The sequence below is a fragment of the Amycolatopsis arida genome (assembly GCF_900115565.1).
Classification (GTDB): domain Bacteria; phylum Actinomycetota; class Actinomycetes; order Mycobacteriales; family Pseudonocardiaceae; genus Yuhushiella; species Yuhushiella arida.
In genome coordinates this window covers 393112-407714 of sequence record NZ_FOWW01000004.1, presented here as the reverse complement: position 1 = coordinate 407714, position 14603 = coordinate 393112, and the positions used below count along the sequence as shown (strand labels likewise).

Here is a 14603-nt window from a genome sequence, read left to right as displayed (position 1 = left end):
GCGCACCGGAGCGGCCAACACGACGGCCCCTGCGCTTCTACCACGCCCTGGGCTGTCAGGAGGAGGAGATCCGGCTGACCCGCTCGTGGGACGCCGACATTCGATGACAGGGCCCACATCCGGCGGATCCGGAACGGCTCGGGTCGGCTAGCTCAGGACCAGCGGGACGACCGGGGTGGGGCTCTCCGACAGCGGGAGCTGGAAGCGCTGTGCCAGGTACGAGGCGATGTCGTGGAACAGCGGCGCCGCGGTGGAGCCCTGCGGCAGCGTGTCCTCCGGAGCGTCCAACCGGATGCCGACCACGAACCGCGGAGCGTCGGCCGGCAGGATCCCGGCGAAGGTGATGTTGTACAGCGAGTCGCTGTACTTCCTGGTCCTCGGATCGACCTGCTGGCCGGTGCCGGTCTTGCCGGAGATCTGGTAGCCCTCCAACGCCGCCGCGGGGGCGGTGCCGTTGTTGTTCCCGCCCTCCTTCTGGGTCACCGCGCGCAGCATGTTCCTGACCGTGTCCGCGGTCTGCGGGCTCACCACCTGCCCGGTGCCGGGCGTCGGCTCCTCGACCCGCCGCCCGTCCGGGGTGATCTTGGCGCGGACGATCCGCGGCTCCACCCGAAGGCCGTGGTTGGCGATCGCCTGGTACATGCTGGTCATCTGCAGCACGGTCATCGACAGGCCCTGTCCGATCGGCAGGTTGCCGAACGTGGTGGCGTACCACTGGTCCCGGGGCGGCACGCTGCCCGGGCTCTCCCCGGGCAGGCCGATCCCGGTCCGCGTGCCCAGCCCGAACCGCTTCAGCATCTCCGCGAACCGCTCCTCCCCGACCTGCCGGGCCAGCAGCAGCGTGCCGATGTTGGAGGACTTGGCGAAGATCCCGGTGACGGTGAACGGCTGGGTCGGATGCTCCCAGGCGTCGTGCACGACGTGGTCGGCCACCTGCAGCGAGTCGGGCACCTCGAGCACCGACTCCGGCGTCGCCACGCCCGTCTCGAGGGCCGCGGCCGCGGTGACCACCTTGTTCACCGAGCCCGGCTCGAAGGCGTTGGTGACCGCCTCGTTGGTCAGCTTCTTCGGGTCGAGCGGACCGTTGGGGTCGAACGTCTCGTCGGTCGCCAGCGCGTAGACCTCCGCGGTCCGCGCGTCCATCACCACGGCGCTGCCGCCCCGGGCCCTGGCGCCCCGCACGTAGTCGCTGAGCATGTTCTGCACCACGTACTGCACGTCGGAGTCGATGGTGAGCTCGAGGTCCGAGCCGGGCACGGCCGGCTGCAGCTCGCGCTCCGTGCCGGGGATGATGACGTTGTCGTTGCCCTGCTTGGTGTCGGCCAGCCGGCGGCCCGGCGTGCCCGAGAGGTCGCCGTCGCGAACGAACTCCAACCCGGACAGGCCGTGCAGGTTGTGCTTGTAGGGATCCGGGTCCTCCATCCGCCAGTTGGCCACGCCCACCACCTGGGCCGCCAGCGACCCACCGGGGTACTCCCGCCTGGCCCGGTTCTCCGTGCCGATCTCCGGGAACCGCTCGGTGATCTCCTTGGCCACCGACGGCTCCACCTCGTGGACGAGGTAGGTGAAGTCGGCCGGTTTGTGGAACTTCGAGAGCAGCTCCGCCTCGGTGACCTTGCCAGGCAGCTTCTCCGCGATGAACGCCGCCGCGTCGGCCGCCCTGGTCCGGAAGTCCTGCCCGGACTCCGGGTGCTGCCGGGCGTACTCGGTCCAGGTCCGCCGCATCGACCGCAGACTCACCGACAGGCTCCGGACCTCCACGCTGAACGCCAGCTTCGCGCCGTTGCGGTCCACGATGGACCCGCGCGGCGCCGGGATCTCGATGGAGGTCACCCGTTGCCGCTCGGCCTGCGCCGACAGCGCCGCGGCCTCGAAGGCCTGGAGGTGCACCAGCTTGACGCCGGCGGCGGCCAGCACCAGCACCAGGATGATCCGGACCGCCACGAACCGCTGGCGGTTGCCGCCGTCCACCCGGCCGGCACCACGCCGCCGGGCCCTGGCCGAGTACGTCCGCCGGGTGCCCGCCCGCACCCTGGCGGGCTGGCGGGCCGAACGGCGATCGGGCACGCCCGCCATCAGTCGCCTCCGGCGCCGGCGGCGCGCTGCTCGGGCGCCACGTCGCCCTGCTGGTCGGCCTGCTGGTCCGTCTGCTGGTCCGTGCCCTCGTCGGCTGGCGCGCCCTGCTCCGGCGCCGGCTGCCGCTCGGTGTCGGCGGGGGGTTCGGCGGTGGGCCTGCTGGGCGGCGGTGGCGGAGGAGGCGCGACCGCCGCCTTCGGCTCACCGACCAGCGTCGTCGTGCCGTCCGGGGCGACCACGATCCTGGCGGGATCGCCACCGGGCACCATGCCCAGTCGGCGGGCCCGCTCGTCCAGCGCCGCCGGCGATTCCAGGCCGGTCACCTCCCGCTGCAGCTGGTCCACCCGCTCGGCCAGCCCGGCGGTGTCCTCGCGCAACCGCTCCAGCCGGTAGGTGTCGGCGATGGCCTGGGTGGACAGCCACAGCGAGGCGGCCACCCCGGCGGCCAGCAGCCCCATCATGAGCAGCACGAACGAGGTGCGCGAGCGGGGCCGGCGCAGCAGGACCCGGCGACGCGCCGGCGCCGGCGCGTCGCCCTCGCGCTGCACCAGGTCGGCCCGCTGGGCACGCCGGGCGTAGGCTCGCTCGGCGGCCGAGGTTCGCCCCCGCTGGGAGGTGCGCCGGGGTGCGCGCTGCCGACGCCGGGGAGTGTCCGGTGTCTCCTCGGTCGCCGGCGTGGCGCGGGCCCGCCGCCGCGTCCGGGACGGGGGCTGCTGGGTGCGTGTGCGGGTGGGCGCGGTCATGTGGTTGCCTCTCCGATCCGCTCCGCCGCACGCAGCCGTACCGAGCTGGCGCGCGGGTTCCGCTCGATCTCCGCGGCGCCGGCCTTCTCGGCCCCGCGGGTGAGTAGCCGAAGCTGGGGTCCGTGTCCGGGCAGCTCCACCGGCAGCCCCTCGGGGGTGCGGGAGCGGGCCAGCGCCGCGAAGGACTGCTTCACCGTGCGGTCCTCCAGGGAGTGGTAGGACTCCACGACGATCCGCCCGCCCACGGCGAGCGCGTCGAGGGCCGCGGGCAGTGCCCCGCGAAGGATGTCCAGCTCGCCGTTGACCTCGATCCGCAGTGCCTGGAAGGTGCGCTTGGCGGGGTGCCCGCCGGTGCGCCGGCTCGGCGCTGGGACGGTGGCGTAGAGCAGCCGCACCAGCCGCTCGCTGCGGTCGAACGGCGCGCGCTCGCGCTCGGCGACGATCGCCCTCGCGATCCGCGCGGCGAAGCGCTCCTCGCCGTAGTCCCGCAGGATCCGGGTCAGCTCGGCGGCGGGGTAGGTGTTGAGGACGTCGGCGGCGGTCGGGCCGGTCGTCGGGTCCATCCGCATGTCCAGCGGGGCGTCCCTGGCGTAGGCGAAGCCACGGTCGGCGCGATCCAGCTGCATCGACGACACCCCGAGGTCGAACAACACGCCGTCCACTCGGGACAGTCCGAGGTCGGTGAGCACCTCGGGGAGGCGGTCGTAGACGGCGTGCACGAGATGCGCCCGGTCGCCGTGTCGGGCCAGCCGCGCGCGAGCGCGGTCGAGCGCGTCGGGGTCGCGGTCCAACCCGACCAGCCGGAGCCCGGGGTGCGCCGCGAGCAGCGCGTCGGCGTGGCCGCCGAGCCCGACGGTGGCGTCGACCAGCACGGCAGCACGGTCGGCGAGCGCCGGGGCGAACAGCTCGAGGATGCGGTCCAGCAGCACCGGAACGTGCTCCGCCATGGCCAACCCCCTTCCGCTCTCCGCTCGCGCCCTCCACTCGCGACCGGCCTCCCGTCGCGGCCGGCGGCTGCCGTCAGGTCCCCGCCCGCCCGCTGCGAACCTGGTGCCGGGGAAGGTGCACCAGGGCCGCTGAGCGGACAGAGACCTCACGACAGTCACCGCCTCGGGCGACGCCGCTCCCCACGGGCCACACCGAGACCGCGCACGACGACGCCTCCCGCCGTCGCACCACGTTCAGAACACGCCCGGCAGTACCTCCTCCTGCGCCTTGGCGTAGCTGTCCTCGTGCTCCTCCAGGTAGGTCTGCCACGCCTCGGCGTCCCAGATCTCCAACCTGGTGATCGCGCCGATCACCACGCACTCCTTGCTCAACCCGGCGTACCGCCGCAGCTCGGGCGCGATGGCGATGCGCCCCTGCCCGTCCGGGCGTTGCTCGTCGGTGCCGGCGAACAGATACCGTTGGTAGGCGCGGACCGCTTCGTTCGTGAACGGGGCCTCGGCGACCTTGCGGGCCATCTGCTCGAACTCCGCGCGCGGGAAGACGTACAGGCAGTGGTCCTGTCCCTTGGTGATCATCAACCCACCCGCCAACGCTTCGCGGAACTTCGCGGGCAACGTGAGTCGCCCCTTGTCGTCCAGCTTGGGGGTGTGGGTGCCGAGGAACACCGACCTCCACCTCCCCACCGAGCCCTGAACGTCCTCTTCGGACCCTCCGGGTCGGCCACGGGGCTCCCTTCCGCCCCACTGTGCACCACCGTACCCCACTTTCCACCACAGTCAACGACGAACGCGCTCGATCGGGTCATGAGCTTTCCTGTTTGCGCAGGTCACGGCGGTGGGCTCGAGTGGGGCCCGGTGGGGAAGCATCGCCGCGGCGGGTGAGGTTCGCCGCCTCCGAGCGGCCCTTGACGGACCTCGAGACGGGCCGTCAGGGCCCGGTGCGGGGCGCGCGGAGGCGGTGGTGGGGCTGGGTGGGTAGCCCAAGTGGGGCCGTGGGGACGGAGTGGGGGTGACGGGGGAAGGGGTGGGCGCCGCCGGGCGTGGGCGAGGCCGGGTCGGTGCCGGCCCGGGTCAGCCGGTGAGGAAGTCGGCGAGGCGGCCGGCGAGGCGGACGCTGTCGGTGGGCGCCACGGTGAGCCAGTCCTGCCCGCCGCGGCCGGGGGCGACCGCACCGAGATAGGCACCGACGTCCGTGTGGAACCAGCTCACCCCGCCGAGCCGGCGCGGCCGCCCGCCCGCCCGCACGCACACCGAGAACTGACCGGCGGCGAGCACCGGTCGCGCCTGGATGGCCAGCACCTCTCGGATCTGCTGCGCGTGCGCCGCGGACAGGTCGTCGGCACCGCCCTCGTCGAACACCGGGTCGGCCATCGCGGACCCCAGCGCGGAGGCGGGCAGGCTGACGCCGTAGCCGGGCCCGGGCTCGAGCTCCGGCAGCACCCCGACGGCCGCCGCCACCAGCTCGCCCTCCCCGATCTCGGACAGGCCGATGGTCCGCCGCGGCTGCGCGGCCAGCACCCCCAGCCCGTCGCGCGCCGCGGCCACCGCGCGCAGCGGCTCCGGGTCGTCCATGTCGAGCAGCGCCTCGCACTCCACGGTGGCCTCGGCCCCGGCGAGCACCGCCAACCGGGTCACCAGCTCGGGCTCCACCACCCCGTCGACGAGCAGGCCGCGCTCGGCGAGGTTGTCGTACACTGCCTCGCGCACCGCCGCCCGCTCCGCCTCGGTCACCCCCACGCTGGGCACGCACAGCGGCGCCGGCACGCCGGCGTGCCCGAGGTCGGCCCAGAGGATGTCGAAGGCCGAGGCCGAGACGCGGATCATCCGCCACCGCGCGCGGTGAGTGGTGGCGGATCGGGGAACCCGACCGCCGGCACCGCCGCCCGCAACCCCGCGTCCCTGGCCCGCATCACGTCGATGGCTCGCTGCCGGGCGACCTCGGCCGCCAGCCGCCGCCCGGCCAACGCGTCGGACAACCCGATCAGCGCGACGATGTCGCCGCTGCCGGCGGCCCCCCGGATCATGCCCGCCGGGTCGTAGTCCACCGGCTCGGGCATCTCGGCCCGCGCCCGCGCGGCGACCGCGGCCTGCTCGGCCACCGACCCGCCGACCGCGTCCGACACCCTGGCCGCCTCGTCGGCCCAGCCGGCCGCTGCGGTCAGCGCGTGCCGCACCGCGTCACCCGCGCCGCCCCGCCAGAGCTCCGCGCTCGCCTCGGCGACGCCGCGCAGCGCGTCCGTCGACTCCCGCAACCGCGCCGCCAGCTCGCCCCACTGCTGGCCCACGTCACCCGCCTCGGCGGGGTCGTTGCCGGTCTCGACCTCGGCCCGCATCGCGGGATGGCTGTAGGCCTCGTACCGCCGGTCCGGCTCGGGCACGCCCCGCTGGTCCATTCCACGCTCCTCCCCCGCGCTACTGTGTTCCATGGTTCGCTCGCACGCTCGCTCACGCCCCTCCTCTGGCGCTCGTCGCGGCGTTCGCCAAGGCTGCTGTGTTCCATGGTTCGCTCCGCAAGCTCCGCTCACGTGGGCAGCTTCGGCCCGATCAGTTCCGCGATCGTGCTCGCCCGCCGGCACGCCGACGCGGTGTCGGTGAAGTCCGCGTTCGTGACGTCGACGTGCACGCTGGCCCCGTCGCCGGCGGCCAGCAGCACGGCGCACGTGCCGTCGTCGGCCTTCGGGTCGGCGACCCGCAGCGCCGCCCGGTCACCCACGGTGTCCTCGGTGGTGTGCGCGCGGCGCACCGCCAGGTCCGCCAGCCCGCTGGTGGTGTCCACGGTGATCGTCACGCCGAACGTGCCGGTCTCGGCCCAGTCACACCCGCGGGCGACCCCGATCGTGATCTCCTGGCCGGGCGAGGTCAGTCCCGCGGTGGACCGTTCGGTCGGGCCGAGCAGCGTGCACGGCCGCAGGTCGGCCAGTCCCGCGGGGGTCGCCGGCGCGGTGCCGGCCGGTCCCTCGCCGGAGTCCGCGCGTGGCGCGGCCGACCCCGGCAACGTGGCGCCACACCCGACCAGCAGCATCGCGGCACCGGCCCCGAGCAGCGCCGCGACCACGCCCCGCCGGCCCCCGCCGGCGGTCCGGGCCGTGTTCCGAGTGCTCAGAGTTCTCCGGGTGCTCCGGGTGCCCCGGGTGCTCAGCGCCATCCCGCTCAGCCACCCGTGCAGTCGACGCCGCCGGCCGCGTCCTCGTCGGCGTCCCGGTAACGCCGCACCGCAGTGTCGATCCGGTCCTTCAGCTCCTCCAGCTCCCGCCCGAAACGGGTGAGCGCGGCGACCGCGGACCCCGGCCCCTCGAGGCCGTACCGCGCCATGAAGTCCCCGACCTCGGCCGCGTACCCGCCGCCGAGCGGCACGGAACGGCCGAGCACCTTCGCCTGCCGCACCATCGCGCCCACCACGTCCTGCAGCTCGCTGAGCCGGCGGAAGGTCTCGACGGCCAGCTCGGGGGCGACGGCGAAGCCGGCCGTGCCGGGCGCGGCGTCCGGACCCGTCCTGCCCACATCGGTCATGGCTGTGGCTGTGTCGTCGTCTGCCATGGTCGCACGACCGCGCCTCTCCGTAGTCGACCGAATCCGTGGGGAAAGCTTAGGTCAGAACCGCCGGTCACGGGAGGCCCCAGGTCCGGGGGCGCCGTACCACCGATCGGGCGAACCACAGCGGTGACGAAGCGTCACCACAGGGTTCCCTCCCCCAACTCGCCCGGGTTTGACACACTTCGTGGCAGGCTTGTCCCCCGGTGGGGCGGCCGGTAACCACTTCGGGTGCGATCGCGCCCGGCGGTGTGCGAGACGGCAGGGCGCAGGCAAGATGGCAGGGGCTTCGGCACCAGGAGGTCGAGTGACGTCGAGAACGCAGGTCGTGCCCGGCGAGCAGGTGCGCGGTCAGGCGGCAGAGCACGGCCGGCACGGTGCCGCACTCCAGGCGGGCCGACACGGCGCCGCGGTGCCCGCCGGACTCGACGAGCTGCACGAGACCGCCCGCCGGATCGCGAGCAACGTCGAGCGAGTGCTGGTCGGCAAGCCCGAGGTGGTGCGCATCGCGCTGGTCACCCTGCTCGCCGAGGGCCACCTCCTGGTGGAGGACGTGCCCGGGGTCGGCAAGACCTCGCTGGCCAAGGCGCTGGCCCGGTCCATCGACTGCTCGGTCAGCCGGATCCAGTTCACCCCCGACCTGCTGCCCAGCGACGTCACCGGGGTCTCCATCTACAACCGGCAGACCGCCGACTTCGAGTTTCGGCCGGGACCGGTCTTCGCCAACATCGTCGTCGGCGACGAGATCAACCGTGCCTCCCCGAAGACGCAGTCCGCGCTGCTGGAGTGCATGGAGGAGCACCAGGTCACCGTGGACACCACCACCTACCGGCTGCACGAGCCGTTCATGGTGATCGCCACGCAGAACCCGATCGAGATGGAGGGCACCTACGCCCTTCCGGAGGCGCAGCGCGACCGGTTCACCGCCAGGGTGTCGATCGGCTACCCGGACCCACAGGCCGAGCTGGCGATGGTCGACGAGCACGCCGGGCACAACCCGCTGACCGACCTGGAGCCGGTGTCCGACGCGGCCACCGTGCACCGGCTCGTCCACGCGGTGCGCTCCGTGCACATCGCCCCCGAGGTGCGCCAGTACGCGGTCGAGCTGGTCTCGGCCACCCGCCAGGTGCCGGAGCTGCGGCTCGGCGCCTCGCCCCGGGCCACGTTGCACCTGGTGCGGGCGGCCCGCGCGCAGGCGGCGCTGTCCGGCCGGGAGTTCGTGGTGCCCGACGACCTGCACGCGGTCGCGGTGCCGGTGCTCGCGCACCGGCTGGTGCTGACCACCGAGGCGCACGCCGCCCGGCGCTCGGCCACCGACGTGGTCCGCTCGGTGCTGCAGCGCGTGCCGGTGCCCACCGGCAACGGCCACGTCCGGCGGTGAGCGTGATGTCCCGTTCCCGGCGACCGGCCACCCGAGGTCCCCGATGCTGCGCGCGCTGTCCGGGCTGACCACCCGCGGCCGCTGCCTGCTCGCCGCGGGCGCCGCAGCGGCCGTGTGCGCGGCGGTGCTCAACGAGCGCGACCTCCTGCGCGTGGCGCTGTTCGTCATCGCGCTGCCGGTGCTGGTGGCGTTCTTCGTGGCCGCCGCGCGGCTGCGCGTCGGCGCGGCCCGCACGCTGCTGCCCGAACGGGTGGCCGTGGGCCGGTCCGGCGAGGTGCAGCTCGAGCTGTGGCGCACCGGGCGGCTGCCGGCCGGTGAGGTGCTGCTGGAGGACGGCCTTCCGTACACGCTCGGCACCCGGCCGCGGTTCGTGGTGGAGCGGCTGCCGCTGCACCGCGCCGTGGCGCTGCGGTACCCGATCCAGCCGTTGCTGCGCGGGGTCCAGCAGGTGGGACCGCTGCGGGCCACCGTCACCGACCCGTTCGGCCTGTGCGAGTTCGAGCGCGAGCTCATCGGCCACTCCCGGCTGCTGGTGGTGCCGCGGGTGGAGCCGCTGGGGGGCATGCCGGCCGGAGCCGGCGTCGGCTCCGGCGACGACGGCAGCGTGCGGCTGCACGCCGGGCAGGGCGAGACCGATGTCGTGGTCCGGCACTACCGGCAGGGCGACGACCTGCGCAAGGTGCACTGGCGGTCCACCGCGCGCCGGGACGAGATCATGGTCAGGGTCGAGGAGCGACCGTGGCGAGGTGGCACCACGGTGCTGCTCGACCGCCGCGCCGCCGCGCACCACGGCACCGGACCGAGCGCGAGCATCGAGTGGGCCGTCTCCTTCGCCGCCAGCGTGTGCCTGCATCTGCGCCGGTCCGGCCACCGGGTCCGGCTGCTCACCGAGCACGGTGACGTCGTGGCCGACACGCCGGGCGACGGCGGCGCGCAGTACGACCACGTGGTGCTCGACGCGCTCGCCGCCCTGCAGCCGGGCCACCAGCGGGACATCACCTCCGGCTACGACCTGGCCGAGGGCCAGGAGCTCATCGCGGTGCTGGGCACGGTCAGCAGCGACTCGGTGCACGAGCTGGCGCGGTACCGGCCGCGGGGGGTGCGCAGCCTCGCGGTGCTGCTGGACACGCCCGCCTGGTCCGCCGGGGTGATCGCGCCCGAGCAGCGGGCGGCCGCCACCGGAGAGTCGGCCGAGCTGCTGCGCGCCGCCGGTTGGGGCGTGGTGGTGGCGGGGCCGCACAGCCCGATGCCGCGGGTGTGGGTCGAGCTGTGCCGCGCGGCCACGCCGCGGACGGCGCCGATCGGAGGCGTGCGGTGAGCGCTACCGCGCCGACCCGGCACACCCCCGCCCCGCCGTCGGAGCCGGCGGAGCGACCGCGCGCGGGCTGGGCCGACTCGGTGCTCGCCCCCACCGCGGCGGGGTTGGCGACGGTGTGCGCTGCCACCTCGCTCACCGGTGTGGTCGCCGGCTGGGCGTGGCTGGGCTACGTGATCGTGGCCGTGGTGCTGGTCGGCTGCACCGGGCTCGCGCTGCGCGCGGTGCGCACCCCGACACTGCTGGTCGGGCTGGCCCAGCTCCTGGTGCTGCTCGGGATGGTGGTCGGCGTCTTCACCGGCAGCGGCATCCTGGCGGTCATCCCCGGGCCCGCGGCGCTGGCCGAGCTGAACGAGATCCTGATCGCGGCGTTCGAGGAGATCCGCACGGGACTCGCCCCGGTGGACGGCACGCCGCCGATCCTCTGCCTGGTCACCATCGCGATCGGCCTCGTCGCGATCCTGGTCGACACGCTCGCCGTGGCGGCCGCCGCGCCCGCCGCCACCGGCCTGGTACTGCTGTGCGTCTACGCTGTGCCGGCGTCGCTGTCCGACAGGATGCTCCCGTGGTGGACCTTCGTGCTGGGCGCGGCCGCGTTCGCCGGGTTGCTCGCCGTGGACGGCGCGCACCGGCACCGCACCTGGCGCAACCGGGAGTCGCCGGGCCTCGGCGGTTCCCCTGCCGCGGCGGGCGCGCCGGTCGCGGTGGTGGCGGTGGCGCTGCTGGTCGGGCTGGTCGCCGGGTCGACGGTGACGGCAATCGGCACGGTCGGCAGCCTGCCCGGGCGCGCCGGCGGCAACCAGGGAGCGGTGAGCGGCGGTCTCGGGGTCAACCCGTTCACGTCGATGCGCGGCATGCTCGACCAGGGCCCCAGCGTCGAGCTGTTCCGAGTGCGTGGCCTCGAGAACGACCGCCGGCTGCTGCGCGCGTTCACCCTCGACACCTACCGGCCGAACCAGGGCTGGGGGTTGCCGGACGGGCCGATGCCGGCGGGGGTGCCGGCGGACGGGCCGCTGCCGCTGGCTCCCGGTGACGACGGCACCGGGGAGACCCGGCAGATCCTGATCGAGCCGATGAACTGGGTGGACCTGTGGCTGCCGGTGTACGGCGCGCCCCGGGCGTTGCAGAACGTCTCCCCCGGCTGGTTCTACGACCGGGACAGCGGCGCGGTGTTCCGCGAGCGCCGCGAGCGGCCCGCGCCGTACGTCGAGCTGGCCTCGCTGGCCGAGCCGAGCAAGGACGAGCTGCGGGCGGCCGAGCCGCGGCGGGACGAGATCGCGCCGATCTACCGCACGACGGGGCCGGTGGACCCGCGGGTCAGCACGCTGGCGCGGCAGCTGACCCAGGGCGAGCCGACCACCTTCGACAAGGCCACCGCGCTGTGGCGCTACTTCACCACCCCGGAGAACGGGTTCACCTACGACACCCGCACCGCGCGCGCCGCCGACGCTGACGCCCTGGCCGACTTCCTCCTCAACGGTAAGCAGGGATTCTGCGAGCAGTTCGCCTCGGCGATGGCGGTGATGCTGCGGACGCTGGACATCCCGGCCAGGGTGGCGATCGGGTTCACCACGGGCGTGCCCGCCGGCGAGTACCGGTCGATCACCTCGCAGGACGCGCACGCCTGGGTGGAGGTGTACTTCGGCGAGCACGGGTGGGTCGGCTTCGACCCGACCCCGCTGGCCGACGGCCGCGGGTACCTGCCGGAGTACCTGCGGGAGAACGACACGCCCGCCGGCGAGCCGACCGAGGACGGCGAGGAGGTGCCGAGTGCGGCGCCGTCGACGGCGCCGGCCGAGCGGGACCGCGAGCCCGTGCCGGTCGCCGCGCCGGCGGCCGGCACGCAGGGCGGTCTCCTCCAGGAGCCGCCGGCGTGGTCCGGGTGGGGTGCGCTGGTCAGCGCGCTGGCCGCGCTGGTGCTCACGGTGGCGACCGTCGTGCTGGGTCGCCGCTCGCGGACGCTGCGGCACGGGTCGGGCGCGACGCCGGACTGGTTGCCGGTGTGCGTCGCGGCGCTGTGGTTGCTCTCGCTGGTGCTCACCGGGTGGCAGGTGCACTGGGGCTTCGCGCTCGCGTTGCTGTCGATGGCGTGCCTGGGGCTGGCCCCGTCGGTGGTCCGGGAGATCCAGCGCCGGCGCCGGCTGCGGCTGATCGCCGGCAGCAGTCCCGGCGCGGCCGACGCTGCCTGGGCGGAGCTGCTGGACGAGTGCGCGGACCGGGGCATCGTCATTCCGCGGACGGACACCGTGCGGGCGGCGGCGCAGAAGGTGGCGCAGCGCCACCACCTGGACGAGGGCGGGCGGCAGGACCTGCGCATGGTGGTCGGCATCGTGGAGCGGTCCTGGTACAGCCCGGTGGACGCCCGCGACCCGGAGTTCGCGGCGGCGTTCGAGGGGTTGCGCCGCAGCCTGCGCCGGAGCGCGCCGATGTCGTGGCGGGGTCGGCTCTTGCCCCGCTCCCTGTTCCACCGCCGGCGCCGCTGACCACCCCGGTCAACGCCGCCAGCGCACCACCCACACCGCCGTGTTCGCCGGCTACGTCGCCGTGTTGGCCGTTCCCGTCGGTGGCGTCGGCCGTGCGCGGCCGCCACCGCTCGAGTGCCGGTGATCGGGGTCCGAACAGCATTCACCCCGGCGTGCCCGGGCGACGTCTGGCTGTGTCGACGGGCCACACCGGGGTGGCGGAGTCGGCGGTTACCTGTCCTCGAAGCGCTGGCGGAACCGGTCCTCCATGCGCTGCGTGAACGAGCTCTTGCGCGGCGCGCGTTTCGCCTCGGCGCCGGCTGGCGCGTCCTCGGCGCCGGCGACGTCGGGCTGCCGGATCGCGGTGACCGCGAGCAGCACCCCGAAGAACATCACCAGGAACCCGAACACACTGATCAGGGGAATCTCGGCGACCCGGAACGGCACCACCACGCCCAACACCAACAGCGCGACACCGACGACGAACAACGCCACGCCCTGGATGCGGCGGCGACGGGCCGGACGGCGCAACCTGGTGCCACGCACCGTGGATGCGAACTTCGGGTCCTCGGCATAGAGCTCGCGCTCGATCTGGTCGAGCAGCCGCTGCTCATGCTCGGAGAGTGGCATCTTTCCTCCTCCGGCACAGCTGTCGCGGGCGCCGGGCCGCGCAACGTCGTGGACCCAACCGACACCCCGAGTGAGGTGTCACTGTCTAGGATACGAGCCCCACGCGTCGAGTACTACCCGATCCCCGCCCTAGCGGGGAACTGTTTTCGGCTCGCGGGGCACCGCACCCGACTCCGTACTCTGCCACAACCCGTCACGCCACGTCACCGGTCGTCGGCCGACAGCAGCGACGCCGGGCGCACGGCCGCGTCGCCGAACCTGGCGCGGGCGCTGTCGGCGGCCCGCTCGGCGTCCCGCCACCGCGGCGGGCTCCCGGGCCCCACCGCGTCCAGGCTCAGCTGCTCGGCCCCGGTCGCGTCGGTGAGCCCCTCGACCCGCACCCCGATCAGCCGCACCGCCGGGGTGCCGCCCTCCTCGGCCAGCAACGCCACCGTGGTGCCGTGGATCTCCCTGGCCACGTCCGTCGCCGAGGGCAGCGTGCGGGCCCTGGTGATGGTGCGGAAGTCGGCGAACCGGACCTTGATCGACACCGTTCGCCCGCGCAGCCCCTTCCGGCGCAGGGTCGCCGCCACCCGCTCGGCCAACCGCAGCAGCTCGCGCTCCAGCACCACGCGGTCGTGGTGGTCGACGTCGAAGGTGTGCTCGGCGCCGATCGACTTCTCCGCCGCGTCGGGCACCACCGCCCGGTCGTCCCGCCCGTTCGCCAGCGCGTGCAGGTGCTCGCCGGCCGCCGCGCCGAGCGCCCGGCGCAACCGTGGCAACGGGGCGCGGGCGATGTCGCCGACGGTGTCCAGTCCCAGCCGGCGCAGGTGTTCCTCGGTGCGCGTGCCGACGCCCCACAACGCGGACACCGGCAGCGGGTCGAGGAACGCCAGGGTCCGGTCCGCCGGCACCACGACCATCCCGTCCGGCTTGGCCATCCCGGAGGCGAGCTTGGCGACGAACTTCACCGCGCCGATCCCGACCGAGCAGGTGATCCCGTGCTCCGCGGCGACCCTGCGGCGCAGCTCGGCGCCGATCCGGGCGGGGGTGCTGCCCAACCGGCGCAGCGCGCCGCTCACGTCGAGGAACGCCTCGTCGAGGCTGAGCGGCTCCACCAGCGGGGTCAGCTCGCGGAAGAGACCCAGCACGCCGCGGGACACCTCCCGGTACCGGCCCGGCGTCGGCGGCAGGTACACCGCCTGCGGGCACAGCCGGCGCGCGGCCGACACCGGCATCGCCGAGCGCACCCCGAACCGGCGCGCCGGATAGTTCGCCGACAGCACCACCGAGCGCGGCCCCACCCCGGCGACGACCACCGGCCGGTCCACCAGCTCGGGCCGGGTGCGCAGCTCGACCATCGCGAAGAACGCGTCCATGTCGACGTGCAGCAGCCCGCAGCCGGTGTCATCGGGCCACTGTGCCGGGTCCGCGCGCTCGTCCACGCGGAGCCGGGCGAGCTCGGCGGGCAGCCCCGCGGTGCGTCCCATCGCGCCCAGGTTAACCGCCCGGACTGACGTTTCCGGACAGCGGCGCGGC

General features: G+C 74.5%; 13 protein-coding genes. 3 read left to right on the top strand and 10 right to left on the bottom strand.

The features are described 5' to 3' along the window. Positions 1-147 precede the first annotated feature (147 nt). From BM051_RS14980 to BM051_RS14945, 8 genes are all read right to left on the bottom strand, one after another. Positions 148-2076: a peptidoglycan D,D-transpeptidase FtsI family protein gene (locus tag BM051_RS14980; RefSeq protein WP_092530741.1), complete on the bottom strand. Its 1929-nt coding sequence runs from the start codon at positions 2074-2076 to the stop codon at positions 148-150. Then, complete coding sequence (ftsL, locus tag BM051_RS14975; protein WP_092530740.1) at positions 2076-2819, bottom strand: cell division protein FtsL; 744 nt, start codon at positions 2817-2819, stop codon at positions 2076-2078. The genes BM051_RS14980 and ftsL overlap by 1 nt, the downstream gene beginning before the upstream one ends. Further along, entirely contained in the window at positions 2816-3766 is a 951-nt protein-coding gene (rsmH, locus tag BM051_RS14970) for a 16S rRNA (cytosine(1402)-N(4))-methyltransferase RsmH (RefSeq protein ID WP_092530739.1), read from the bottom strand. Before rsmH ends, ftsL begins: the two co-directional genes overlap by 4 nt. Positions 3767-4000: 234 nt before the next feature. Then, complete coding sequence (gene mraZ / locus BM051_RS14965) at positions 4001-4432, bottom strand: division/cell wall cluster transcriptional repressor MraZ (protein ID WP_092530738.1); 432 nt, start codon at positions 4430-4432, stop codon at positions 4001-4003. 405 nt (positions 4433-4837) lie between these two features. After that, a complete protein-coding gene (locus BM051_RS14960) occupies positions 4838-5590 on the bottom strand; it encodes an ESX secretion-associated protein EspG (RefSeq protein WP_092530737.1) in 753 nt (250 codons plus the stop codon). Beyond that, positions 5587-6159 carry a PE-PGRS family protein gene (locus tag BM051_RS14955; protein WP_092530736.1) on the bottom strand — a complete coding sequence of 191 codons (573 nt, stop codon included), beginning with the start codon at positions 6157-6159 and terminating at the stop codon, positions 5587-5589. Before BM051_RS14955 ends, BM051_RS14960 begins: the two co-directional genes overlap by 4 nt. 128 nt (positions 6160-6287) lie before the next feature. Further along, entirely contained in the window at positions 6288-6911 is a 624-nt protein-coding gene (locus tag BM051_RS14950) for a DUF3558 family protein (RefSeq protein ID WP_092530735.1), read from the bottom strand. A 5-nt stretch (positions 6912-6916) separates the two neighbouring features. Further along, complete coding sequence (locus BM051_RS14945) at positions 6917-7276, bottom strand: hypothetical protein (RefSeq protein ID WP_092530734.1); 360 nt, start codon at positions 7274-7276, stop codon at positions 6917-6919. Positions 7277-7604: 328 nt separating this feature from the next. On the opposite strand from BM051_RS14945, the gene BM051_RS14940 reads away from it, so the two are divergent. The 3 genes from BM051_RS14940 to BM051_RS14930 are packed head-to-tail and all read left to right on the top strand — an operon-like array spanning position 7605 to position 12476. Then, positions 7605-8678: an AAA family ATPase gene (locus BM051_RS14940; protein ID WP_424923314.1), complete on the top strand. Its 1074-nt coding sequence runs from the start codon at positions 7605-7607 to the stop codon at positions 8676-8678. A gap of 43 nt (positions 8679-8721) precedes the next feature. Beyond that, positions 8722-9996, top strand: a complete 1275-nt coding sequence (locus BM051_RS14935; RefSeq protein ID WP_092530733.1) for a DUF58 domain-containing protein — start codon at positions 8722-8724, stop codon at positions 9994-9996. Further along, a complete protein-coding gene (locus BM051_RS14930; protein WP_092530900.1) occupies positions 9993-12476 on the top strand; it encodes a transglutaminase TgpA family protein in 2484 nt (827 codons plus the stop codon). Before BM051_RS14935 ends, BM051_RS14930 begins: the two co-directional genes overlap by 4 nt. A gap of 210 nt (positions 12477-12686) precedes the next feature. Here the strand turns inward: BM051_RS14930 and BM051_RS14925 are convergent, their stop codons facing one another. Both BM051_RS14925 and BM051_RS14920 read right to left on the bottom strand, forming a co-directional pair. Continuing rightward, on the bottom strand, positions 12687-13085 hold the full coding sequence (locus BM051_RS14925; protein ID WP_092530732.1) for a DUF3040 domain-containing protein: 399 nt from the start codon (positions 13083-13085) through the stop codon (positions 12687-12689). A gap of 203 nt (positions 13086-13288) precedes the next feature. Continuing rightward, positions 13289-14554 (bottom strand): DNA polymerase IV, encoded by a 1266-nt coding sequence (locus BM051_RS14920; protein ID WP_092530731.1) that lies wholly within the window; start codon positions 14552-14554, stop codon positions 13289-13291. Between the last annotated feature and the right edge of the window lie 49 nt (positions 14555-14603).

Bases quoted from the DNA above. Each gene is read 5' to 3' on its own strand.
- rsmH (WP_092530739.1), bottom strand. From the start codon at position 3,766: ATGGCGGAGCACGTTCCGGTGCTGCTGGACCGCATCCTCGAGCTGTTC.
- BM051_RS14950 (WP_092530735.1), bottom strand. From the start codon at position 6,911: ATGGCGCTGAGCACCCGGGGCACCCGGAGCACCCGGAGAACTCTGAGC.
- BM051_RS14955 (WP_092530736.1), bottom strand. From the start codon at position 6,159: ATGGACCAGCGGGGCGTGCCCGAGCCGGACCGGCGGTACGAGGCCTAC.
- BM051_RS14935 (WP_092530733.1), top strand. From the start codon at position 8,722: ATGCTGCGCGCGCTGTCCGGGCTGACCACCCGCGGCCGCTGCCTGCTC.
- BM051_RS14920 (WP_092530731.1), bottom strand. From the start codon at position 14,554: ATGGGACGCACCGCGGGGCTGCCCGCCGAGCTCGCCCGGCTCCGCGTG.
- BM051_RS14925 (WP_092530732.1), bottom strand. From the start codon at position 13,085: ATGCCACTCTCCGAGCATGAGCAGCGGCTGCTCGACCAGATCGAGCGC.
- BM051_RS14980 (WP_092530741.1), bottom strand. From the start codon at position 2,076: ATGGCGGGCGTGCCCGATCGCCGTTCGGCCCGCCAGCCCGCCAGGGTG.
- ftsL (WP_092530740.1), bottom strand. From the start codon at position 2,819: ATGACCGCGCCCACCCGCACACGCACCCAGCAGCCCCCGTCCCGGACG.
- BM051_RS14960 (WP_092530737.1), bottom strand. From the start codon at position 5,590: ATGATCCGCGTCTCGGCCTCGGCCTTCGACATCCTCTGGGCCGACCTC.
- BM051_RS14945 (WP_092530734.1), bottom strand. From the start codon at position 7,276: ATGACCGATGTGGGCAGGACGGGTCCGGACGCCGCGCCCGGCACGGCC.